18 protein-coding genes and 1 pseudogene are annotated in these 22,628 nt (G+C 68.8%); 5 read left to right on the plus strand and 14 right to left on the minus strand.

All coding sequences use genetic code 11. From position 1 onward, the window contains the following. Nucleotides 1–81: 81 nt before the first annotated feature. The 5 genes from ACXMYJ_RS09165 to ACXMYJ_RS09185 form a co-directional block, all read right to left on the minus strand. A complete protein-coding gene (locus tag ACXMYJ_RS09165) occupies nt 82–1,140 on the minus strand; it encodes a TIGR03617 family F420-dependent LLM class oxidoreductase (RefSeq protein ID WP_460355578.1) in 1,059 nt (352 codons plus the stop codon). A gap of 35 nt (nt 1,141–1,175) precedes the next feature. After that, nucleotides 1,176–4,550, minus strand: coding sequence for an ATP-binding protein (locus ACXMYJ_RS09170; RefSeq protein WP_460355581.1), 3,375 nt, complete (start codon nt 4,548–4,550; stop codon nt 1,176–1,178). Continuing rightward, nucleotides 4,543–5,235 (minus strand): DUF4194 domain-containing protein, encoded by a 693-nt coding sequence (locus ACXMYJ_RS09175; protein ID WP_460355584.1) that lies wholly within the window; start codon nt 5,233–5,235, stop codon nt 4,543–4,545. Before ACXMYJ_RS09175 ends, ACXMYJ_RS09170 begins: the two co-directional genes overlap by 8 nt. After that, on the minus strand, nt 5,232–6,704 hold the full coding sequence (locus tag ACXMYJ_RS09180; protein ID WP_260757124.1) for a DUF3375 domain-containing protein: 1,473 nt from the start codon (nt 6,702–6,704) through the stop codon (nt 5,232–5,234). Before ACXMYJ_RS09180 ends, ACXMYJ_RS09175 begins: the two co-directional genes overlap by 4 nt. A gap of 193 nt (nt 6,705–6,897) precedes the next feature. Next, the gene (locus ACXMYJ_RS09185) at nt 6,898–7,827 is read right to left on the minus strand and encodes an NAD(P)H-dependent flavin oxidoreductase (RefSeq protein ID WP_460355715.1); all 930 of its coding nucleotides are present in this window, start codon (nt 7,825–7,827) and stop codon (nt 6,898–6,900) included. Nucleotides 7,828–7,886: 59 nt separating this feature from the next. On the opposite strand from ACXMYJ_RS09185, the gene ACXMYJ_RS09190 reads away from it, so the two are divergent. After that, nucleotides 7,887–8,633, plus strand: coding sequence for an alpha/beta fold hydrolase (locus tag ACXMYJ_RS09190; protein ID WP_260757125.1), 747 nt, complete (start codon nt 7,887–7,889; stop codon nt 8,631–8,633). 202 nt (nt 8,634–8,835) lie between these two features. Here the strand turns inward: ACXMYJ_RS09190 and ACXMYJ_RS09195 are convergent, their stop codons facing one another. Further along, nucleotides 8,836–9,654, minus strand: a complete 819-nt coding sequence (locus ACXMYJ_RS09195; protein WP_460355588.1) for a CHAD domain-containing protein — start codon at nt 9,652–9,654, stop codon at nt 8,836–8,838. A 67-nt stretch (nt 9,655–9,721) separates the two neighbouring features. Between ACXMYJ_RS09195 and ACXMYJ_RS09200 the strand changes: the two genes are divergently transcribed. Beyond that, the gene (locus ACXMYJ_RS09200) at nt 9,722–10,375 is read left to right on the plus strand and encodes a DUF6766 family protein (protein ID WP_443187371.1); all 654 of its coding nucleotides are present in this window, start codon (nt 9,722–9,724) and stop codon (nt 10,373–10,375) included. On the opposite strand, the gene ACXMYJ_RS09205 is transcribed toward ACXMYJ_RS09200, so the two are convergent. The 4 genes and pseudogenes from ACXMYJ_RS09205 to ACXMYJ_RS09220 form a co-directional block, all read right to left on the minus strand. Beyond that, nucleotides 10,372–10,587, minus strand: coding sequence for a hypothetical protein (locus ACXMYJ_RS09205; protein WP_443187370.1), 216 nt, complete (start codon nt 10,585–10,587; stop codon nt 10,372–10,374). The genes ACXMYJ_RS09200 and ACXMYJ_RS09205 overlap by 4 nt on opposite strands. Before the next feature lie 43 nt (nt 10,588–10,630). Then, on the minus strand, nt 10,631–11,662 hold the full coding sequence (locus tag ACXMYJ_RS09210; RefSeq protein WP_460355592.1) for a threonine aldolase family protein: 1,032 nt from the start codon (nt 11,660–11,662) through the stop codon (nt 10,631–10,633). A 57-nt stretch (nt 11,663–11,719) separates the two neighbouring features. After that, complete coding sequence (locus ACXMYJ_RS09215; RefSeq protein ID WP_460355594.1) at nt 11,720–14,104, minus strand: AAA family ATPase; 2,385 nt, start codon at nt 14,102–14,104, stop codon at nt 11,720–11,722. Beyond that, nucleotides 14,101–14,784, minus strand: a pseudogene (locus tag ACXMYJ_RS09220) (TVP38/TMEM64 family protein). Before ACXMYJ_RS09220 ends, ACXMYJ_RS09215 begins: the two are co-directional and overlap by 4 nt. A 106-nt stretch (nt 14,785–14,890) precedes the next feature. Here ACXMYJ_RS09220 and ACXMYJ_RS09225 point away from each other — a divergent pair. Beyond that, nucleotides 14,891–15,721: a sulfurtransferase gene (locus tag ACXMYJ_RS09225; RefSeq protein WP_460355597.1), complete on the plus strand. Its 831-nt coding sequence runs from the start codon at nt 14,891–14,893 to the stop codon at nt 15,719–15,721. Between the two features lie 14 nt (nt 15,722–15,735). Here ACXMYJ_RS09225 and ACXMYJ_RS09230 read toward each other — a convergent pair whose 3' ends face one another. Together ACXMYJ_RS09230 and ACXMYJ_RS09235 are read right to left on the minus strand one after the other, a co-directional pair. Next, nucleotides 15,736–16,464, minus strand: a complete 729-nt coding sequence (locus tag ACXMYJ_RS09230) for an SDR family NAD(P)-dependent oxidoreductase (RefSeq protein WP_460355599.1) — start codon at nt 16,462–16,464, stop codon at nt 15,736–15,738. An 11-nt stretch (nt 16,465–16,475) separates the two neighbouring features. Then, nucleotides 16,476–17,489 (minus strand): acetamidase/formamidase family protein, encoded by a 1,014-nt coding sequence (locus tag ACXMYJ_RS09235; RefSeq protein ID WP_260757136.1) that lies wholly within the window; start codon nt 17,487–17,489, stop codon nt 16,476–16,478. 48 nt (nt 17,490–17,537) lie between these two features. Between ACXMYJ_RS09235 and ACXMYJ_RS09240 the strand changes: the two genes are divergently transcribed. Together ACXMYJ_RS09240 and ACXMYJ_RS09245 are read left to right on the plus strand one after the other, a co-directional pair. Continuing rightward, on the plus strand, nt 17,538–17,969 hold the full coding sequence (locus ACXMYJ_RS09240; RefSeq protein ID WP_460355603.1) for a nitroreductase/quinone reductase family protein: 432 nt from the start codon (nt 17,538–17,540) through the stop codon (nt 17,967–17,969). 88 nt (nt 17,970–18,057) lie between these two features. Continuing rightward, on the plus strand, nt 18,058–18,879 hold the full coding sequence (locus tag ACXMYJ_RS09245; RefSeq protein ID WP_260757944.1) for a DUF4344 domain-containing metallopeptidase: 822 nt from the start codon (nt 18,058–18,060) through the stop codon (nt 18,877–18,879). On the opposite strand, the gene ACXMYJ_RS09250 is transcribed toward ACXMYJ_RS09245, so the two are convergent. Continuing rightward, nucleotides 18,880–19,938, minus strand: a complete 1,059-nt coding sequence (locus ACXMYJ_RS09250; protein ID WP_460355606.1) for an esterase family protein — start codon at nt 19,936–19,938, stop codon at nt 18,880–18,882. 151 nt (nt 19,939–20,089) lie between these two features. Next, nucleotides 20,090–22,615 (minus strand): glycogen/starch/alpha-glucan phosphorylase, encoded by a 2,526-nt coding sequence (locus ACXMYJ_RS09255; RefSeq protein WP_443187363.1) that lies wholly within the window; start codon nt 22,613–22,615, stop codon nt 20,090–20,092. Nucleotides 22,616–22,628: the final 13 nt, after the last annotated feature.

Consider the following 22,628-nt stretch of genomic DNA (forward strand, 5'->3'; position numbering starts at 1 on the left):
TCTCCCCATACCGGCTCCGTGGACACTGTAGGCCCGCGACTGCTTACCCGGCGAAGGGTGGGTTCACTCGTTGGGCTGCGTTCAGGCGCGGGATGCAGCGGCGGTCATGCCAGTCCCCGGTGGGGGCGGCAGGGTCAACCGTTGCGCGACAATGCCGTAGCGTTCGAAGCGCTCCGCGTCGGCCAGGGCGTTGTAGAGCACGATGCGGGTCGCGGTGGCGCCGTACCTGGCGGTGAGCGCGTCGGCCAGACCGTCCCACGTCGACTCGGTGGCGAACGTCGCGATGTGCTCGTCGGTGATCTGCGCGGCCATGCCCTGAAAGTCGCCGGCCTTCTGCTTCTCGCGGATGCGAGCCGTGGTGCCCTCGAAGCCGGCCTCGTCCCAGATGAACGCGTAGTTGGGTGTGCTGCCGTAGAAGCTCATGCTCGCCCGCACCAGTTCGCGCTCGCGATGCCGTTGCTCGTCGGAATCGCCGACGATCGTCATCACCGGCACGATCAGCGCCACCTCATGCGGTGATCGTCCCGACCTCGCAGCTCCCTCAGCGACCTTCGGAACGACGTGGCGCGCGATGTAGCCGGGCTCGCCGAGCGGATGCACATGCACCCCGTCGGCCACCTCGCCGGCCATCCGCAGCATCCACGGGTTGACCGCGGCGATGTCGACCTTGGGATCCGGGGCGTCGATCGGGCCTGCGCTCCACTGCGGGGTGATGAAATCGAGCGTGTAGAACTCGCCGTGATGGTCGAGGGTGCCTGTGCGGAACGCCGTGAAGCAGGCTTTGACCGCCAGCACGTAGTCCCGCAGCCGCGGACCGGGATGGGCGAACTCGGCGCCGTAGCGGCGGACCACATGGGTGCGGACCTGGGTGCCCAAACCCAGCCGGAAGTTGCCGCCTGTCGCCTCCTGGAGTTCCCACGCCGTCGCGGCGGTGACGAACGGGCTGCGCGGGAACGCCACCGCCACGCCCGTCGACAACTGGAGTCCCGGCGCCGCCTGCGCCGCCATCGCCGCGTTCAGGTAGGCGGTCCTGCCGGTTTCGGTGAACAGCAGCCCGTCGAAGCCGGCCTTCTGAGTGCGGCGTGCGAGATCGCCGGTCTGCAGGAGCGGCTGGGGAGTCGTCATCACGTCGACATGCACGATCGGCACCCTACGCAGAAAAGTCGTTCCCCGCGTCAGACTGGAGCGGGCACCTTCGCGGTGGCCCGCATCTCGCGGCGCAGCGCACCGAACTCCGAGATGGTGCGCGTCGTGACCGTCGCCACGGGTCGGGCATTGCGGCCCGTCGCCTCGGTCTTGGACACCATCACCACGCTGTCGATGTAGGGCTGGATCGTCGTCGCGTTCTGCACGGTCGCGACGATCACCAGCTGGAACCCGAACTTGCGGAACGCCTGCAGCGCCTGCTGGGCGAACTGCGGATCCGACTTGGAGAACGCCTCGTCGAGCATCAGCTGCGCGAACACCGGCCGGTTGGCTTCGTCTGTTCCTGCGTGTCCGGGCGCCGCAAGGTTGAAGCTCAGCGCACCGGCCAGGCAGAACGCCATCAGCTTCTCCTGCTCACCGCCGGAGTTGTCACCGGCGTTGGAGTGCGTGCGGATCAGCTCCTCGCTGGCGACATCCCACTCGGCGCAGTCGAACGTGAACCGGTTGCGCACGTCGAGCGCGTCGCGGGTCCACGCCTTGTCCTCCGGCGCCGTCGACGCCAGCCGGTTGCGCAGACGCAGGATGTCGGCGTACTGGTCCAGGATGGCCTGCTTGTCACCGAGCCCCACCTCGGCGATGCGCCGCGAGATCGCCCGCACGATCTCGGTCAGCTCCGACACCGCCGTCAACGCCCGCGGGGTGGCCCGGAGCGTCAGCCGGGTGCCGCGGTTGAACTCCACCGCTCCCAAACCGGTGTTCACACGGGCGATCTGGTCGCTGATGCGGCGCGCTTCCTGCTCGGCCACCCGGTGCAGCGTCAGGATCGCATCCGGGGCCTGCTCGGTGACCAGACGCATCATCCGCTCATAGGCCTCGGGCAGCTCGCGTTCGTCGATGTGCCGGCACAGTGCGACGTAGTCGTGCACGCGTTCCTCAAAATTGTCCGAGTTGTTCGGGATGGCGTCCGGGAACGACGTGTCGAACGTGTTCAGGATGCGAGCCAACTCGTCGTAGGAGCGACGCCGGCTCTCCCGCAGCTGTTCGCGTTCCTTCTTGATCGCGCCGAAAAGCGCGTCGCGGTGCGGCTCGGGATCGAGCAGCTCCAACGGCACCGGCAGCTGGGCGGCGTAGCGGTTCAGCAGCTCCGTCAACGGTTCCGACACGAAGGCGGGCTGCAGCCGCTCCTGCAGCTCCAGAAGCTGCGTGCGCCGAGAGTCGAGGTCGTCACGGCGGGTCTGGATCGCGCCGCGGCGCGTCATCAGTTTCTGGATCTGCGTCCAGCATTCGTCGGCGCGGGCGTTGAGCGCCTCGATGTCGGGATGGTCGGCCAGCAGCAGCTCGTACTGCTCACGCAACCGGTCGGCGTGCCCGTCGGCGGTCTCGGTGTCGATCTGGCTCCACTGCGGGAACTGCTCGCAGATCGCCTTGCACGCCGCGGCCCGGTCGCGCCACTGCTGCCGCTGGGCGGCGATGTCGTCGGCGGTGCGCCGCGCCTTCTGGTAAGCCTCCTCGGCCGCGGCCAGATCGACCGTCAGCGCGTTGATCTTCGCCGACACGTCCCCCTGGTACAGGTATTCCGACTGTTTGAGCGGACGGCGGTCGTCCTTGATCGCGAGCCGGTCGGAGTCCTTGTACAGGCCGGTGTCGGTGACCGCGCGGCGGAAACGCGCGAACACATCCGGGGTGTCGACGCACACGTGGTCGCCGGCGGCGGCGACCACGTCGACGGCCTCGGCCGCACAGGGGTGCTTCGGGTCGACCGGGAAAAGCTTGCCCGCCAACGTGTTCGGCTCCGGAGCGACCGGCTCGGCGCCCAGGAACTTGGCCCGCACATGGTGCAGCTGCAGCCGTCCCCGCATGTTGGTCTCGTTGACGAACTGCAGCACCGTGGTCCAGTGCTGATCGGGCACCATCAGCCGCAGACCGACTCCGCGCAGCACCTTCTCGACCGCGGTGCGCCACCGGGTCTGGTCCGTGCGCAGATCCAACAGTTCGGCGATGTAGGGCAGCTCGCCCGCGTCGACCCCGACGGCGGTGCAGATCTGCTCCCGCATCAACAGCGCGAACTCCGGCAGCGCCGACCCGACGTGCTCGACGCGCTTGAGTTCCTTGGCGGCCTCGTCGCGGGCCATCCGCGCCGACTTCTGCGCGTACTCCGCGTCGGTGGATGCCTCCCGGTTGCGCTCCACTTTGGCGAGCAGCTCGGTGGCCTCGGCCAGCAGCTCCTCGCGCAGATTCCAGAAGTCGTCGGCCGTCTCCGGGGTGTCGCGCTGCTGCGCGGCCAGCATGTCCTCGTAGGCGCCGCGCCGACGCGACACCTGCTCGGCCTCGGTCTCGGCCGCGGTCACCTGCGACTGCAGCGGACCGATGCTCGCGCTGGATCCGCTGATCTGCGCATTGAGCGAATCCGCCTCGGCCTTGGCGAGATTCAGGCTCCGGGTGACGTCCTCGTACTCGTTGTCGAGCTGCTCGATGGTGGTGTCGAGCTGCGCGATCTGAGCCGGGCACTGCGCGAACCGGATGTGGTCGGTGTAGGCCCGCACCATCGGCAGATCGACCAGGTCGATGATGCCCAGATCGGTCGACTCCGACGCGTAGCGCTGCTGGATCTTCTCGATGTCGCCGAGGATCTTGCGCTTCTTCTGTGCGACCGCGAGCAGCTCGCGGGCCTCCACCAGCGGGTCGATCTGCTTGAGCGCCTCAGGCAGGCGGGCCAGGCTTTCGGGTTCGTCGAGCATGAACTCGCGGACGAACTGTTCCAGCCCACCAACGCTTTTCAGTGACTTCGCCTTGCCGAGCAGCTGCTGGGCGGCGTCGGAGGCGCGGATGCCGATGGTCGCGTACAGCTGAGCCAGGTACTGCGACTCGACCTTGGTGGTGAACCGCCAGCCGTGAGTTTTGAACACGCCGGTGTCGAATCGTGCTGCCGCCCAACGGTTGCAGACGTCCTCGATGTCGAGGTCACCGTCACCGAGGACGAAGCGGCTCGACGAGTCGTTGCGTGACTCGCCCGTCAGCCATTTGAGCACCAGGCCGGTCACGGTGCGGCCCGAGTCGCTGGAGTAGGTGACCGCCACCGCTGACCATGCGGTGCCGTCGCCGCGCAGGTACATCACCCGGCTGGTGCCGCCGTCGCTGCGCTGCCCCCACGCGCCGCGCACGTACTTGTCGACGGTGCGCCGGCCCGCGCTGGAACCCGCGGCGGTGTTGTCGCCGGAGGCGTTGAAGTTGCGCCGGTTGAACGGCAGGAACCCCAGCGAGATGGCGTCCAGCAGTGAGGATTTGCCGCTGCCCGAGGCGCCGGCGATCAGCGCGCCGCCCCGGCTGAACGGGATGTCGTGGTAGCCGTCGAACACACCCCAGTTGATGACCTGAAGCCGGGACAGATGGAACTGTTCAGTCAAGGTTGGTGTCCTCCTCGGCCGGGGTGCCGCCGCCCAACAGCAGCTCGAACTGCTGCTGCAGCTCGGTGATCACGCTGCCCGTCATCACCGCTGTGATGACGGGGGAGATGGTGTAGCTGTCCTCGTCGTCGCGGCTCTTACGCAGGATCTCCAGGCCGGCGAGCCGCGCGATCGCGGCGTCGATGCGGCCGGCGAACGTGACCGCGTCGCGGTCGGTGTCGTTGAGCACGCCGGAGAACAGATTGTGCATCTCCTCGCGGGAGATCAGCACGCTCTGCCCGCCCGCCGCACGCATCATCTGCGCCAGGTGCAGCGCCAGGATCGAGTCGTAGGTGCCGAGCGGTTCACGGCGCAGAAGCTTGATGCCCTTGGCGGATTCGTAGCGGGCCTGCTCGACGAACGCGACGTCGGTACCGTCCACCACCCGCAGGATCAAGTCGAGCTCGGACAGCCGGACCGACAGCTGGTGGCGGTACTCGAGCACCCAGGCGTAGATGTCGCTGTCGGTCTCGGCGCTAATGTAACGGCGGGTCAGCAGGTGCTGCAACGCCCAGCAGGCGCGGTCGGGCAGCTCGGAGACGTCGCCGTCGAAGCGCGGGCGGCGCTGGTGCGGGGGACGGGCGGTCTGGTCGACTTGCGGCAGCGAGGAGAACGCCTCGAAGTCGGTGTCGTGTTCGGTGGTCACTGCGCGGCTCCGACACTGATCGGTTCTGTGAATATCAATTGGGGAACGGCGATTTCGCGGTCCTTGCCGTCCAGGGACCGGAAGCGCACGGTGGTCGACTCAGGGCTTTCGGTGCCGGGTTGCTTGAGCGCCCACGACCACAACACGATGACGTGACCGAGGTAGGCCCCTTGGCCTGAACTACCGAGCATGCCGATGGCCTCCGGCAGCGACACCGGCCCCTTGGCGACCGCGGTGTTGAGCATGTCCGACATCGCCGGCGCATCGACCTGGGTGGTGAGCGCGGCGAAGCTGGACAGGTCGACCTCGCCCGCCGCCGGCTTGGCCGGTTTCGGGGTGGACAGGTCGCCGATCTTGAAACTCAGCGCCCCGACGGAGCTGATCGCGTGGCGGGCCAGCGGCAGCTCGATGTCCAGCCGCGAGTCGATCAGGCTCGACTTGAGCAGATTGCGTGCCGCGCCGATGGCCTCGTTGAGCTGACGGGCCACGCCGCGGCTCTGCTCCAGCGTGCCGAACGCGGTGAACCGCTTGACCCGCTGCGCGCAGCGCTGCTGGATCCGCTCGACCTCGTCGATCTGATGGCCGACAAGCTCGAAGAACCCGGCCATGACCTTGCGCAGGGCTGGGTCCAGCCCGGGCAGCGCGGCGGCGACGGCGGCGACATCGGCCTCGAACTCGGCACGCTGATCGGGATCGTTGATCATCCGCAGGAACGCCCGGTGGCTGTCCCGGCCCTGCGAATCCCAAGCGGCCTGGTAGTCGGCGTACATCTGGCGCTGCCGGTCGCGGTACTCGACATTGGAGTCGATCGGCTCGTCGAGCGCGGCGGTGGCCTGCTCGATCATCGCGCCGTACTGGCCGATGTCGGTGATCAGCCGCTCCATCTGCATGGCGATCGCGCGGGCCTCGTCATAGGCGTCGGTGAGGTCGGCGTCGTCGGGCGACGGCGACTGGCCGGCGTCGAGGAGCTCGAGCTCGTGACGCAGCGCCTCGATCTCGGCCTCGATGCTCTTGCGGATGCGGGCCGGGTCGTTGCCCACCTTCAGCGCCACATGCTTGAGCCGCGACGCGATGCCGGTGATCGACCCGCCGGTGGCGATGGTGTCCTGGCGGCGCATACCGCGCAGGAAGTCCAGCGCCCGGCGCGCGTCCTGGGTCAGGTAGCAGACGTTGCGGCCTGCGGCGCCTGCGAGTCCCCGGTCATCCACGATGCGGTGCACCCAGCCCTGGCTGGCCCACGACTTGATCAACGCCAGGCCCGACTGGTCGTCGCCGAGGTCGTCGAGGTCGCGTTCCAGCCGGACCACCAGCTCGGTCTCCGGGATCACCCCGTCGGCCAGATGCCGCTCCATCAGCGTCGCGTACAGGCTCAGGTTGGTGGTGGCCAGCAGCCGGATCGCGCGCGAAGACTGCAGGTCGCGATTGAGTTCGAACAGCTCGACGGCAGACACGGTTGCGTTGTCGTCCACCTGGCCCCTCGATGTGTGCGTCGTTTGTCCGTTGCCGGACGCCCCAACATAGGGCACGGCGCAGACATCGCCGGGCGCAGGGAGGGGAGTGTCGCGGCCTTTTCGCCCGCCGGTGTGACTCGTGTGACCAGCGGGATTGCAGTGCGTGCTGGGGTTTCGCGAGACCGCCACCACGGTAGTGGTGCGGGGGAAATCACGACGCTGGTGGCGTTCTCGCGAGGACTGCGCGCGCGTCGCCGACCAGCCGGCCGATGACGGCCGCGGCGGCCTGGGCGGTCGTCACGTCGGCGACCCCCTGCCCGGCGTTGACCGGCGCCCACCGGTAGTCGTCGGCGGCGATCGCCGAACGCAGCTGCTCGCGGGCGTCGGCGTCGATGTCGTCCTCACGGCCGTCCCAGGCGTCGGTGAAGGCGTTGCGCAGCACCCGTTCGGGGATCGTCGCCGGCCACGGGTAGCCGAGCGCGACGTCGAAGGCGCGGGTGGTGACGGTGTCGCTGTCGCCGGCGGTGAGCATCTGTTGTCGGGCCGCCTCGGGCAGCGTGGACTCCGGGCACACCGCGAACGCCGTCCCGATCCACGCGCCGGCCGCACCGGCCGCCAGCACCGCGGTCAGGGACCGGCCCGAGGAGATGCCGCCGGCAGCCAGCACCGGCACGTCGACCCGATCGAGGACCTCGGTCAGCAGCGGCAGGGTGGCGACCGCGGGCCGGCCGTGCCCGCCGCCCTCCGCGCCACGGGCCACCAGGACCTGGACGCCGGCGTCGACGGCGCGCTGCGCGTCGGCCAGGTCGGCGACCTGTGTGGCGCTCACGCAGCCGGCGTCGTGGGCGCGCGGCACCCAGGACCAGTCGTCACCGAAGCTGACCGACAGCAGCGCCGGGGCGGCGTCCAGCGCCGTCTCAAGAAGTGCGGGTTCCTTCTGAATTACCCCACTGATCAGTCCAATCCCATACGGGCGGTTCAGGTTTGCGGTGTGCCTGAGGTGCTGGCGCAGTTGTGCCGCGGATCCGGAGCTGCCGATGCCGATCATGCCCAGCGCCCCTGCCCGGCTGACCGCGGCGGCCAGTTCGCCACCGGCCACGCCGCCCATCGGCGCGTTGACGATCGGCACGTCGAGGTTCATCGCCGTCGACCACTGCGTTTGCACCGGCCCATTATCGGGGCCGTGTCAGGATGTGGGCCATGACGGTGGTGTTCGTGCATGGCAATCCGGAAACCGACGCGATCTGGGGGCCGCTGACGGCCGTGCTGGGCCGCGACGACGTGGTGCTGCTGTCGCCGCCGGGATTCGGTGCGCCGCTGCCGGACGGGTTCGGCGCGACGATGCTGGAGTATCGGGACTGGCTGGAGTCCGCGCTGGAGGGAATCGAGGGCCCGATCGACCTCGTCGGCCATGACTGGGGCGGCGGCCACGTCGTCAACGCGGTGATGCACCGGCCCGAACTGGTGCGCAGCTGGGTCAGCGACTCGGTCGGCCTGTTCGACGCCGACTACGTCTGGCACGACATGGCGCAGGTGTGGCAGACGGCCGGAGCGGGGGAGGAGTCGCTGGACGCGATGATGGGCGGCGGAGTGCCGGCGCGCACGGAACTGATGGTCTCCTTCGGCATTCCGGCCGACGTCGGCGCCGCGCTCGCCGAACAGCAGAACGACGACATGCGGAAGGCGATCCTGGCGTTGTACCGCTCGGCCGCACAACCGGCGATGGCCGAAGCGGGCCGTGCTCTGGAGGCGGCCGCGGCGCGGCCGGGCCTGTCGCTGCAGCCGACCGACGACCCGTTCATCGGGCCTCACGACAACCGGCGCCGGGCCGCCGAACGTGCTGGTGCCCGCGTCGAAGTGCTTGAGGGACTGGGACATTGGTGGATGGTCGAGGATCCGCATCGCGGCGCCGCGGCGCTGACCGCGTTCTGGGACTCGCTGGGGTAGGCCGCACGCTCGCGGGCTGGGGGTGCGAGATGGCGTACCGGCGGTCGCGTCCCGGTGAGCGTGTCGCCGTGGACCGTGTCGACCGTGGGCTGCCCGGCCGGGCAGGCACGAAACAGGGCTACCGCGGCGCGCGAGCGTGCGACTTTGTCGGGGACACACCGGGTGGAGGGCCGCAGACACGCACGTTCGCGGGGGAGGCTTCCTACAGCTGGGCGACGGCGCGGCGGCATTGCCGGGCGAGCTGTTCCTCCCGGCCGTAGAGCAGGCCGAAGGTGAAGCCGTTCTCACCGGATCGGGTGCCGGCTTGTGCGCCCATCTGCCGCAGCATCGGCCGGGCCACCACAGTGTCCTGGAGATCGCCGAGGACACTCTGAATGCGCTTGTAGCGCTTCTTGTTCCGCTTGTTCCTCGTCGACGGATCATCAAGCTCGATCAGCTCGGTGGCATACCGCGCACGCTTGGCGGCCTTGCGGGCGCGATGCAGCAGCGCGTCGTCGGCGCCGTCGAGCGCCTCCTGGAGCCGACGGTCGGCCTTCGCGCCGGCGCGGCGTGCCCGCTTCCGCAACACCTTGGGGCCGACCTTGCTCTGGACCGGCGGGGCTTCCCGCCAGCGCTGAAGTTCGCCGACCAGGTGCTCGAACCGCGCCGTCGCCATCGCCTCGGTCACCCGCCGCCGGGCCGGTGCCTCCACACCCCGCAGGTCGCGTTTGATCCGGCCCGAAACCCGCCCCAGCACCAGCTCGTCGGGCAGCTCTGCGACCGCGGCCCGCAACCGCCGCCGCTGCACCTGCGGATCGCGCACCTCACCCAGCACACCGGCGAACCACTTCAGGTCGTCTTCGAGCGCGCCGGCGTCGTCATCGAGCGCCTTGCCGAAGACGCGGATGGTGCTACGGACGCGTCGGATGGCCACGCGGGTGTCGTGGATCGGGTCGGTGCCGTCCCGCAGCCCGGCCATGCCGTCGAGCACAAGGCCGGCCTGCTCGGTCAGATAGCCATGCAGCGGTGTCCTCGCGGGCATGGCGAGCGCATACCCGCACCCGATCGGGGGTACACGTGACCAGGTGAAAGCCCGGAACGGTCGCTGGATGCACGACCATGGTCTGTTGCTGGCGTGCCTTGGCCTGTTCGTGGTGTTCTTCGCGGCGATGATCGTGTCCGGGGCCGCGAATCACAACCAGGAAGAGCGCGACCACGGCTCGACGGAAACGGTCTCGGTGATCGGATACCTGGCCAGCGGTGACTTCGTGGAGGCGACGTTCGAGAACTGGGAATCGGAGTTCCTGCAGATGGGGATGTACGTCGTGTTGACGGCATTCCTGTACCAGCGGGGCTCTTCGGAGTCCAAGCCGATCGACGGGCAGGCGCCGCAGGACGACGATCCACGCCTGGCCCGGTTCGACCCCGGCGCGCCGTGGCCGGTGCGGCGCGGCGGCGTGGCGCTCCGCATCTACGAACATTCCCTGGCGATCGCGTTCTTCGTGCTGTTCTTCGCATCGTGGGCACTGCACGCGGTCGGCGGCGCCGCGGTGTACAGCGACGAACAGGTGCAACACGGGCAATCTGCGGTGTCGATCGCCGAATACGTGACGACACCGCAGTTCTGGTTCGAGTCGATGCAGAACTGGCAGAGCGAGTTCATCGCGGTCGCGGCGATCGTCGGGCTGTCGATCTTCTTGCGTCAGCGCGGCTCGGCGGAGTCCAAGGCCGTCGCCGAACCCGACCGCGAAACCAGCGCTTAGGTCTTCTGCGGCGGACCCGGATCGGGTGTGGTGGACGGTCCAATCGGCGACTCGGGCACCTCCTCGGGGACGAGCCGTTCGGGAACCTCGACGGGCGTGAGCCGCTCGGGTGGTTCGTCGGGCGCGCTGTCGCACCGGTTCAGAAGGACGCGCGTGACAGGCGGTTCTGCGGCGAGCGGACGCGCGGGGCGGGTGTGCAAGGTGCTGTTCATGACCGGGGCGTACCCGCGGTCGGGCGCCGGGTAACCGGGCCGGTCACCCGCAGACGCGTTGCAGCGCATCGAGCGCGTCGTCGACCTCGGTCTCGGTGGTCGCCCACGAGCAGACGAACCGCACGACGGGCACCCCGGGGTCGGGCTGGTGCACCGAGTACGCCGCGCTGAGTCGGCGCTGGGCGTCCGCGTCGAGCTTGACGAAGACCTCGTTGGATTCGGTCGGCGACGCCAGTTGCAGACCCAGCGCCTCCATGCCGGTGCCGAGCCTGCGCGCCATGGCGTTGGCGTGGGCGGCGTTGCGCAGCCAGAGCCCATCGTCGAACAGCGCGGCGAACTGCGCGGCGACGAACCGGTGTTTGCTGGCCAGATGACCGATCTGCTTCTGCACGAAGTGGATTCCGTCGAAGTGCTCGGGCCGACGGACCAGGATCGCATCGCCGAACAGCAGACCGTTCTTGGTGCCGCCCACGCTGACGACATCAGCGTCCGCGATCGCCTCCTGCGGTGAGACGCCCAGAGTGGCAACAGCATTGGCGATACGCGCGCCGTCGACGTGCACCAGCAGGCCGAGCGCGTGGGCGCGGTCGACGAACTCGGCCAGCGCCGCGGCGGTCCACACCCTGCCGTTCTCCGTGGACTGGGTGACCGACACGATGCGCGGTTGTGAGTGGTGCACGGCCTTGCGGCCCAGCACTCGTCGCTCAAGCTCGTCCGGTGCGATCAGTCCGTCGTCGCTGGCCAGCCGGGTGAGCTGAGCCCCCGACAGCCGAACCGGCCCGCCGGCCTCGTCGACGAGGACGTGCGCGACGTCGCTGCAGAAGATCTCATGCCACGGTCGCACCGCCGACGCCAGCGCGATGATGTTGGCCGCGGTGCCGGTGAACGCGAACAGCACCTCGGCGTCGGGGGAGGCGAACGCGGTCCTGATCGCGTCGGCCGCGTCCGCGGTGAGCGCGTCGTTGCCGTACGACGGGGCGGACCCGGCGTTGGCCCGGAGCAGGGCTTCGAGCACCTTCGGGTGAGCCGGTGCGGCGTTGTCGGAGGCGAAGGCAGAAGACGGCACGCGCTCCATTGTGCGCCGAGCGAGAAGCCAGGGCTGTGATCGAGGGGCTGAACGCAGCCAGGAATGCTATTCCGCGGGGGTGGCGGTGTGGGTGCGCAGCCAGGTGAAGAAATCGTCGGCGCCGAACACCGGTTTGCCGTACTCCTGCGCCTTGCGAGCCTTACCCGACTGCGTGCCCGCCTCGGCCGTCACGAGCACGTCGCAGCGGGTCTTGGTCACCGATTTCACCGGTGTCAGCCCGGCCGCGGCGGCCATGCGCTCCATCTCGTCGCGCTCGACAATGCGCCCCGAAGCATCCTGTGCGGTGCCGGTGAAACAGATGCGCATACCCGGCGTCAACGTCGCACCGATGTCATGGCGGGCCAGAAGCTCGGTGCCGGAAAGGATCTCCACACCGAGCAACTCCTCGACGCGACGCAGGCGATCCATGACGTCTTCGGTCAGCTGCACCCGCGCCGCCGCCACGCGCAATTGATCGGCCACCGACTGCCGGGCCGCCGGTTCCCACCCGGTATCGCCGCGCGGGGCCGTCCCCTCCCCGTCGGGTGACACCTCGTCACGTCCCAACAACACGGCACCGACGTCCCGACTGATCCGCAACACCGCCGACAAACCCGGTAGGTGATCGGCGATGGGTGTCGGCGCCGACGTATCCCGGCTCACGAGAAGCCCTGCCGTCTCCACGGATTCGGGTTCGTCGAACGCCGAAGAGCCTGCCCGGGACTCGGCGCCGCGATGGGCGTGCAACGCCGAGCGGGCGCGCTCCAGCGCGGTGCGGCCCGTCATTCGCGCGCCGCGCAGCTCGACCCCCAACGGCATCGCCGTCACATAGCCCAGGCGCTTGAGCTCGAAATCGATCAGCCCGAGTTGTTCGTCGATCCCGACGCCGACCGGGGTGCATCCCGCCAGCATCGGAGCGATCACCGCCCACGCCTCACGCAGGGTCGGGGCCAGCAGCACGTCGGCGACGGTGATCCCGAATCGTGTTCGCGCGTCGGCGAGGTCGCGCTGCGGGTTGACCAGCGTGGTGATCGCGGTGCCGTCGTCGAACGCGACGGCCAGCTCCACCGGCCGTGGACGCGACATCCGGCCCTCGTCGCCGACGGTCAGCATCCCGATCGCGCAGTACCGGCGCACCGCCGGGTCCGCCGCCGAGGTACGCAGGAAGCGGGCGATGCGCCGGTCGGTCTTCAGATCCTTCGGCAGCACAGGCCTTTTCAGCACCAGACCGCCCAGCGAGGTACACCGGCTCAGCGCCACATAGAGCTGTCCCGTCGAGAACATGCCCCCGGTCAGGTCGACGACCACCCTGTCCAGCGTCTGGCCCTGGCTCTTGTGAATGGTGATCGCCCACGCCAGCTTGAACGGCAACTGTGTATAGGAGCCGACCACCTCGCGGCCCAACGAGGAACCGGACATCACCGGCCGCGTCACCTCCCACGTGAAGGCGGTGACCTCGGCACTGGTGCTGTCCGGGAACTCGACCTCCACCACCGCGCCGTAGCGGTCATAGCCGACGCCGACGACGCGGCCCACCGTGCCGTTGACCCAGCGGTTGCCCTGGTCGTTGTTGAGCATCATCACCTGCGCGCCCACCTTGAAGCGCAGTGTCTCCTCGACAGGCGGGTCGAACAGCGTCAGGTCACCGGATGCCTTGGCGTGGTGCACCATTTCGTCCCCGGGCAGTGTCTCGAGCTGCTGCCGGTTGCGTGCCGTGACGAGCCGGTTGGTCGGCGCCAGCGTCAACCAGAACTCGTCGTCAGGTGGGACGAAGTCGTTGTCGGCGCGGGCGTTCAATTGCTCCTGCGCGTGGCCGAGCAGCACGCCTTCGCGAATCTCGTTGATAATGGCCGTCATCCGGTCATCGCCGAGCTGGCGGAACACCGTCGTCAACGACACGGTCGGAAAGTCGGCGCGATCGAACGAGTGCGCCGAGAAGAAGTACGGGGTCTCGTAACGAGGTGGGGAGGCCGACGAAAAGAAATGGGCTTCGTCCTCGCGGACCACCGGCGGCAACTGGTACAGGTCGCCGACGAGCACGATCTGCACACCGCCGAAGGGTTCACCCGGCACCGGGCCGAACCGCTGCAGCGCGGCGGCAACCATGTCGAAGACGTCGGCGCGAACCATCGACGCCTCGTCGACGATCAGGGTCTGCAGCGAGGCCAGCGTCTTGGTGAATCGGCCCGGCCGGTAACCGCCGGTGCGGATCTCCTCCAGTGTGGTGGTCGACCGGAAGCCGAAGAGCCGGTGGATGGTGTAACCGTCGACGTTCAGAGCTGCGATACCCGTCGGCGCGACAACGACTGTGTTGCGGTCGGTGTCGGCCAGGAAGCGGCGGATCAACGTCGACTTGCCGGTGCCGGCCTTGCCGGTCAGGAACAGGTGCTCACCGTCGGACAGCCGCGCCAACGCGTGGCGGAACTCGTCGGTGAGGACGAGGCCCGTCATTCCCGGGACCGCCACCGCTGCCAGCCGCGGCGCGCCGCGAGTGCGCCGACCACCGCCGTCGCGCACCACACCACGATCGCGGCGGTCAGTAGCGGCGCGGAGAACTCGCCCAGCGTCGACCCCAACGCGGTGTAGGCGAACGCCTTGGGCGCCGACCCGATGAACGCGCCCGCGGCCATCTGCCACAGCGGCACTCCGAACGCCCCGAACGTTTAGGAGGCCAGCGCGTCGTTGACGCCCGGGATCCAGCGCTGTCCGACCACGGCCCACAGGCCTCCGCGCCGGATGAGACCGTCGACGCGCGCCGCGCGGTCCGCGCCCAACAGCGCGCGGGCGCTGTCGCGGCCGGCGCGGCGGCCCGCGAACGCCGTGATCACCGCCGACCCGATCGTCGCGCCGAGGGTGACGAAGGTGCCCAGCAGCGGGCCGAACAGGAAGCCGCTGCCGGCCGCCAGGAGCGGGCCCGGCACCAGCAGCGCGCCGAGCACCGACGACACCGCGACGTAGGTCAACGGCGCGAGCGGGCCCGTCGACTCGATGAGCCCGCGCACGTACTCGACGTCGATGACCCCTTCGATCGCGGTCAGATAGAACAGCACCGACAGCACGGCCGCGAACAGGGCGAGCCGGGTGATGTGCCTGCGCCGGGAAGTTCCGGGAGTGTCGTCGATGTCAGCCATGCCCCCGCAATCCTGCCCTAACCCCCCATTGCGGTGGCGAGATCGCCGGTCGGCGAGCACGGGCACCCCGAAAGCGCGGAGGTAGCCTCAGGTCCTGGAGGTAATCATGACTGCCCGCGACGACGTGTTCATCACCGCGACGGAACTGGCCCGGCTGCTCGACGCCGGTGAGCCCGTCACCCTGCTCGATGTGCGGTGGACGCTGGCCGAACCCGACGGCACCGCCGCCTACGAGGCGGGGCACCTCCCCGGCGCGGTGTACGTGTCCCTGGACGACGAACTGTCCGACCACACCGTGCCGGGGCGCGGCCGCCACCCGCTGCCGTCCGGGTCCGCCGTCCAGGACGCCGCCCGACGCTGGGGAGTGCGCGACGGTGTGCCGGTGGTGGTCTACGACGACTGGAACCGCGCCGGGTCTGCCCGTGCGTGGTGGGTGCTCACCGCGGCGGGCATCTCCGATGTGCGCATCCTCGACGGCGGCCTCGGTGCATGGACACGCGAATTGGATTCCGGCACAGTGATTCCCGCCCCCGGCAACGTGACCGTCACGCACGAGGACCTGTACCGGGGTGCCCGCAGGACCATCACCGCCGACGACGCGCTCGACGCGCCGGCGCTGATCGACGCCCGTCCCCCCGAGCGTTACCGCGGCGACAACGAGCCCGTCGACCCCGTCGCCGGGCACATCCCCGGCGCCGTGAACGTGCCGAGCACCAGCCTGCTGGCCCGCGACGGTACGCTGCTGGCCGATCCCGGGCTCACGCAGCGTCTGGGTGCCCACCACTCCGACGTCGCGGTCTATTGCGGATCGGGAGTGACGGCGTCGCTGGTCGTCGCGGCGCTGGCCGTCACCGGCGTGGACGCCGCACTGTTCCCGGGTTCGTGGTCGCAGTGGAGCTCGGATCCGGCCCGCCCGGTGGCGCTCGGAGAGGAGTGAAACCCCCCGGGGATTCAGAACTGGACGCCGCGGGTCAGCGCACCGTCGACGAGCAGGTTGGTGCCGGTGATGAAGCCGGCTGCGGGGCTGGACAGGAACACCACCGCGTTGGCGACCTCCTGAGGTGTCGCCATCCGGCCCGTCGGATTCAGTGCCAGCGCCGCGGCGAACAACTCCGGGTCGTTCTGCTCGATCGACGGCCACACCCCGCCCGGGAAGTAGGTGTTGCCCGGGCTGACGGTGTTCGCCCGCACCCCGTTGCCGGCCAGCTTGAACGCCAGCCCCTGGGTGTAGTGGATGATGGCGGCCTTCATCGTGCCGTACGGTCCTGCGGCGAAATCGATCTCGCGGCCCGACACACTGGAGATCGTCACGATCGACGCGGCGTCGGATTCCAGCAGATACGGCAGCGCGGCATCGACCAGACCGACGGTGCCCATCATGTCGACCTCGAAGGTGGTGCGCCAGTTCTCGTTCGACTCGGGGATGGCGAGCGCGCTCACATTGGCGACCACGCCGTCCAGTCCGCTGAACGCTTCGGCGGTGGCCTCCACCCACGTCGCGAGCGCGGCACCGTCGGCGACATCCACCGCGGTGCCCACCGCGCCGGGCACGGCTTCGTAGGTGCGGGCGCAGTAGGCGACCGACGCCCCTTCTGCGAGCAGACCCTCGACGACCGCGCGGCCGATACCGCGGGTGCCACCCGTGACCGCGAACCGCTTACCCGAAAGCCCCAGATCCATGGCACTCCTTCTCAGTAGTTGATCGCACCCAATGACTTTGCCGCCGAACGAAGTTCAGCATGAATACCGCCGTACGAGGAGGACGAGGGCAGCAGCCGCTTGTCGATCTTGGTTACCGAGCTGTAGTTGGTGTCGACCACGTTGGCGATCGGCGCCAGGGAGATCTGGGTGAGCAACTGGTAGGCGTCGAGCCGGTCGAGGCCGTAGAGTTCGCCCAGCCAGGTGATCATCTCGACCTGACCGGCGCGCCAGGCCTCCTCCAGCGGTCGCCCGGATCCGACACACATCAGGTGGGTGTCGGTCTCCAACCGCGGCCATGCCGGGCCGCCGCCTTTGATCAGGTCGACGATCGCGGTCACGTGCATGGCCCCCTCGACGGCGGTGCCGCACGACTCGCCCTCGCCCTGGCGGTAGTGCCCGTCGCCGAGGGAGAACAACGCCCCGGGCACGTTGACGCGCAGGAAGCATGTCGCGCCGGTCGTCATCTCGGGGGTGTCCATGTTGCCGCCGAACACGTCGGGCACCAGTGACGTCCGTACCTCGCGGCGGGCCGGCGCCACTCCGACGGTGCCCAGCATCGGGTTGGACGGCAGCGCGACACTGAAATCGCTGCCTTTCGCATTGAATGCCAAAGTGCCTGCTGCCGAGTCATATTCGTAGATCCAGGTACGCTCGGGCAGCGCGTCCTGCAGGGTCGGGCTGACCGGCACGCTGGTCAGACCGCCGAAGAACGGGATCAGCGTGGACGCGCCCCAGGTGCGCGCCGGGGTCAGGTCGACCAGGTGGACGGCCAGCGTGTCGCCGGGTTCGGCGCCCTCGATCCAGAACGGACCCGTCTGCGGGTTGAGGTCCTCGGTGTCCAGCGCCATCGACGCGACATCGTCCCCACTGGTGATGCGCCCGCCGAAGGCGTCCTCGGTCCACAGCGTCAGCACGGTGCCCGGTCGGATCCGTCGCACCGGCTCCGCACCGCCGAAGGTGAAGCTGAATTGATCGGGCGTCGGGACGAAGGTGACGTGGTCCATCCGACCATCCTGGCCCGGCAGCGGTCGGACCGCCATACGATCGACGACATGGCAGACCAGTCCGCCGGGGAGCGCGACTTCAACCAGGGCATCATCGACGAGTTCCGCGCCAACCGAGGCAAGGTCGGGGGCCAGTTCGAGGGCTTTCCGCTGCTGCTGCTCACTTCCACCGGCGCCAAGAGCGGGCGGCAGCGGGTGGATCCGGTGGCCTACTTCGACATCGACGACAAAATCTACGTTGTCGGATCCTCCGCCGGCCGCGAGCGAGATCCTGCCTGGGCGTTCAACATTCGTGCCCACCCCGACGCGAGCGTGGAGATCGGATCCGATGCGCCGCTGCCGGTGACGGCCCGTGAGCTGCCGCGTGAGGAGCGCGACCGGGTCTACGCGGTGGTCGCCGAACGCGCCCCGGGATTCGCCGAGTACGAGACCCAGACCGACCGCGTCATACCCGTCTTCGAACTGGTGCCCGCCGGCTGAGGGGCATGCGGCCGCAACGCTGGCTGAGCGCGGATTACTCCAAAAACCCGACACGGGCCGCTAATCTGCGACCGTGTCAATAACTTGGTTGCGGCGTGGTGTGGTGCCGGTGATGGCTTCCGGGCTGCTCGTCGTCGGATGCGCGGGCGCACCCGAACCCCCGCAGGCGGCCGACCCCGACGTGGATTCGGCGCCGCAAGACAGCGGCTCGATGCTGGTGACCTACGAGGACGCCGACAGCCCCGAGGCGATCCGGGGCAGGAAGCTGCTGCAGGATGCGCAGCTGCTCGAGGACATGGCCGACGACCTCAACCAGTCGCTGATCCTGCCGTACGACATAGCGCTCACCGGCGCGCAGTGCGACGAGGCCAACGCGTACTGGGACGCGGACGCCAAGTCCATCACGATCTGCTACGAAGACGTTTCCACCAGCGAGGACATCTTCGCCGAGGCCGGGGATCCCGATCCGGCGGCTGCGGCGGTCAACGCCGAGTGGGCCACGTTCTACCACGAGGTCGGCCACATGGCGATCACGGTGTACGACCTGCCGATCACGGGACGGGAAGAGGACGTCGCGGATCAGCTGGCCGCCTATGTGCTGTTGCAGCCCGGCGAGGACGGCCAGGCCGATCCCGGATCGGTGCAGGCGGTCAAGGACTTCGCGTGGGTGTTCGGTGCGAGCGGAGCCGAGCGCGGCGCGGCGGGCGAGGCGGACTTCGCCGACGTGCACACCCTCGACGAGGCCCGGATGTACAACCTGCAGTGCTGGATCTACGGGTCGGACCCGCAGTCCAACGCCGACCTCGTCGGCGACGGCCAGCTGCCGGCAGACCGGGCCGAGGGCTGCGAGGACGAATGGAGTCAGCTCGACAACGCCTGGTCGACGCTGCTCGACCCGCACTTCAGGTAGTCAGCGGGGTGCCGCGGCCGGTGCTGCGGCGGCCGGCGGCGGCAGCGGGGGTGCGCCCGGCGGCAGGGGTGCGCCCGGCGGCAACGCCGTCGGCGGAGGCGGTGGCGGTGGCGGCGGGGCCAGCAGCCGCACGATGTCGGCTTTCATCGCCTGCAGCTGCGCACCCCAGTACCCCCAACTGTGCGTGCCGTTGGGCGGGAAGTTGAAGATCGCGTTGCGGCCGCCGGCGGCCAGATACTTGTCGCGGAACTCCTTGTTGGTGGCGATAGTGATGGTCTCCAGCGAGCCCGCGCTGATGTTGACGCCGAGATCGGTTCCGGTGTCGAGATCCGAGGCGACTCCGTTGCCGCAGTAGATCCACAGCGCGGTACGGTTGGCGACCAGCCGGTTGATGTTGAGCATCGGGTCCGCCCGCAGCCAGGCCGGTGAGCCGGGTTTGCCCCACATGTCGAAAGAGTCGAAGCCGCCCGCGTCCTGCATCGCGATGTCGATGAGCGGAGGCCAGAACTTCTGCGACGGCGCCAGATACCCCGACAGCGAGGCGGCGAACTTGTACTGGCGGGGATAGTAGGCGGCCATGGTCAGTGCCGCGCTGCCCGACATCGACAGTCCCACAACAGCGTTGCCGAACGGGTCCTGGCCTCGGTTGGCTGCCAACCACGTCGGCAGTTCGCGGGTCAGGAACGTCTCCCACTTGTAGGTGAGCGTCCCGTTGTGACTCCTGGCCGGCCGGTACCAGTCGGCGTAGAAACTGGACTGACCGCCCACCGGCATGATCACCGAGACGCCGGACTCGTAGAACCACTCGAAGGCGGCGGTGTTGATGTCCCAGCCGTTGAAGTCGTCCTGGGCGCGCAGGCCGTCCAGTAGGAGCACCGAATGCGGTCCGCCGCCCTGGAATTCGACGCGGATGGTGCGTCCCATCGACGGTGAGGGCACGTCGAGCTGTTCGATCGGCAGCCCGGCCCGCGAGAACGCCTGGGCCGAGGGCGGGGTGCTCACCGTCAGCAGGCCGGCGGCGAGCAGCACCGCGACGGCGATGCGGGCGAGAAACGTCACGCGCGCGAAGTTAACAGCGCCGGCGGGGTGGACTCCTCGGGCGCGCAGGGGCGGTGACCGGCTTGTTACCGACTCATGACCCCGCCGAGATTGCGTCTAGCGTGGGATTTTCGGGACTTGACGCGCGTGGAATGCGATTTCGGCGGAAAAACTAGTCGAGGTCGACCGACATCGGGCCCACGCCCCAGATCTCGTCGCAGTACTCCCTGATCGCCCGGTCGGAGCTGAACTTGCCGCTGCGCGCGGTGTTGCGGATCGACATCCGCGACCACGCGTCCCGATCCAGCCAGGCCCGCGACACCGCGTCCTGGCAGTCGACGTAGGAGCGGTAGTCGGCCAGCGCCAGGAACGGGTCGTGGTGCAGCAGATTGTCGACGATCGGGCGCAGCACCTCGGTGTCGCCATGGGTGAACTCGCCGCGGGCGATCAGCTCCAGCACCGCGGCCAGTTCCGGATCGGACTCGACGAAGCTCAGCGGGCGGTAGCCGTCGGCCTTGACCTGCTCGACCTGACTCTCGGTGAGCCCGAACAGAAAGAAGTTCTCCGCCCCGGCCTCCTGCCGGATCTCGACGTTGGCGCCGTCGAGCGTGCCGATGGTCAGCGCGCCGTTGATCATGAACTTCATATTCCCGGTGCCGGAGGCCTCCTTACCGGCCGTGGAGATCTGCTCGCTCAAATTCGCCGCCGGATACACCAGGTGCGCGGTCTTGACGTTGAAGTTCGGCAGGAAAACCACTTTCAGGAAACGGTTGACGCCCGGGTCGGCGTTGACCGTCTCACCGACGGCGGTGATCAGCTTGATGATCCGCTTGGCCATGAAATAGCCGGGCGCGGCCTTGCCGCCGAAGATGAACACCCGCGGCGGGATGGACAGCCCCGGGTTGGTCTTGAGCCGGTGGTACAGCGCGATGATGTGCAACACCATCAGGTGCTGACGCTTGTACTCGTGGATGCGTTTGACCTGCACGTCGAACATCCACGACGGGTCCAGCTCGATGCCGGTGATCGAGTGCACGTACTCGGCCAGCCGGGACTTGTTGGCGCGCTTCACCTCTCGCCAACGTGACCGGAACGCGGGATCGTCGACGAACGCTTCCAGTCCGTGCAGGCGCTGAAGGTCGGTCAGCCAGCCGGGGCCGATGGTGTCGTCGAGCAGCCCGCGCAGGCCCGGGTTGGACAGCGCCAGGAACCGCCGCGGCGTCACCCCGTTGGTGACGTTGCCGAAGCGCTCCGGCCACATCTCGTAGAAGTCCTTGAGCACGCTGGCCTTGAGCAACTCCGAATGCAGCGCCGCGACCCCGTTGACCGCGTGGCTGCCGACGGTGGCCAGGTGCGCCATCCGCACGCTCTTGCCGCCGTCCTCACCGATCAGCGACATCCGGCGCACCCGCTCTTCGTCGCCAGGGAACCGGGCCCGCACCTCGTCGAGGAACCGTTCGTTGATCTCGTAGATCAGCTCCAGATGGCGCGGCAGCGCCTCGCCGAACATGTGCAGCGGCCAGGTCTCCAGCGCCTCGGGCAGGAGCGTGTGGTTGGTGTAGCCGAAGGTGCGCACCGTGAGGTCCCACGCCTCGTCCCAACCGAACTGGTGCTCGTCGATGAGCAGCCGCATCAGCTCCACCACCGCGATCGACGGGTGGGTGTCGTTGAGCTGGATCGCCCACTTGTCGGGCAGCATGCGCAGCGGCAGGTGCGCCCGCTGCAGATGGATGTTCAGGATGTCCTGCAGCGAGCACGTCACGAAGAAGTACTGCTGCAACAGGCGCAGCCGCTTGCCCGCCTCGGGCTCGTCGTTGGGGTAGAGCACCTTCGACACGGTCTCGGAGACGACCTCCTCGTCGACCGCCTTGTAGAAGTCGCCGGTGTTGAACGCCTCCAGCGCGAACGACTCGACCGCCCGTGCGCTCCACAACGTCAGCGTGTTGCAGGTGTTGACGCCGTAGCCCTGCACCGGGGTGTCGTGGGATACGCCCTTGAGCACGCGCTGGGGCACCCAGCGCACCCGCAGCTTGCCTGTGACGTCCTCGTAGGTCTCGGTGTGACCGCCCCAGTTGACGATGTAGCTGGCGTCGGGCTTGTCGATCTCCCACGGATTGCCGTGGACGAGCCAGTTGTCGGTCTTCTCGACCTGCCAGCCGTCGGCGATCTCCTGGGTGAAGATGCCGAACTCGTAGCGGATGCCGTAACCGATCGACGGCCGTTCCAGCGTGGCCAGCGAATCCAGGTAGCACGCCGCCAGCCGGCCGAGCCCGCCGTTGCCCAGCCCCGGTTCGCCCTCGCAGTCCAGGATCACGTCGAGGTCCTGACCCAGGTCGGCCAGCGCCTGCCGCGCGGCGTTCTCGATGCCCAGGTTGAGCAGGTTGTTGCCCAGTTGCGGGCCCATCAGGAACTCCGCCGACAGATAGCAGGTGACCTTCGCCGACAGGTCCAGCCAGTCCTGGGTGGTGGCCATCCACCGTTTCTGCATGCGGTCACGCACCGCCAGCGATAGCGCGCGGTAGTAGTGCTCGGGGGTGAGTACCGCGGCGGGGCGGGCGATCGAGTACACCAGGTGATCGGTGATGGCCGCGCGCAGCGCATCGGCGGTGAGCCCGGACCGGGTCTGCCCGGTCGGGCCTCTCTGCGCGCCGTTGACCTCGGTGAATGCCTCCGAGGCGGGGTTGACGACGTCGGTCACGTGCTCTCCTGTG

The sequence above is a fragment of the Mycobacterium sp. ZZG genome, from assembly GCF_054786995.1.

Excerpts from the sequence above, each read along its gene's own strand:
- ACXMYJ_RS09185 (WP_460355715.1), bottom strand. The coding sequence starts at position 7,827 with ATGAACCTCGACGTGCCGATCGTCAACGCGCCGATGGGCGGCGTGGCC.
- ACXMYJ_RS09190 (WP_260757125.1), top strand. The coding sequence starts at position 7,887 with ATGACGGTGGTGTTCGTGCATGGCAATCCGGAAACCGACGCGATCTGG.
- ACXMYJ_RS09195 (WP_460355588.1), bottom strand. The coding sequence starts at position 9,654 with ATGCCCGCGAGGACACCGCTGCATGGCTATCTGACCGAGCAGGCCGGC.
- ACXMYJ_RS09200 (WP_443187371.1), top strand. The coding sequence starts at position 9,722 with ATGCACGACCATGGTCTGTTGCTGGCGTGCCTTGGCCTGTTCGTGGTG.
- ACXMYJ_RS09205 (WP_443187370.1), bottom strand. The coding sequence starts at position 10,587 with ATGAACAGCACCTTGCACACCCGCCCCGCGCGTCCGCTCGCCGCAGAA.
- ACXMYJ_RS09210 (WP_460355592.1), bottom strand. The coding sequence starts at position 11,662 with ATGGAGCGCGTGCCGTCTTCTGCCTTCGCCTCCGACAACGCCGCACCG.
- ACXMYJ_RS09215 (WP_460355594.1), bottom strand. The coding sequence starts at position 14,104 with ATGACGGGCCTCGTCCTCACCGACGAGTTCCGCCACGCGTTGGCGCGG.
- ACXMYJ_RS09225 (WP_460355597.1), top strand. The coding sequence starts at position 14,891 with ATGACTGCCCGCGACGACGTGTTCATCACCGCGACGGAACTGGCCCGG.
- ACXMYJ_RS09230 (WP_460355599.1), bottom strand. The coding sequence starts at position 16,464 with ATGGATCTGGGGCTTTCGGGTAAGCGGTTCGCGGTCACGGGTGGCACC.
- ACXMYJ_RS09235 (WP_260757136.1), bottom strand. The coding sequence starts at position 17,489 with ATGGACCACGTCACCTTCGTCCCGACGCCCGATCAATTCAGCTTCACC.
- ACXMYJ_RS09240 (WP_460355603.1), top strand. The coding sequence starts at position 17,538 with ATGGCAGACCAGTCCGCCGGGGAGCGCGACTTCAACCAGGGCATCATC.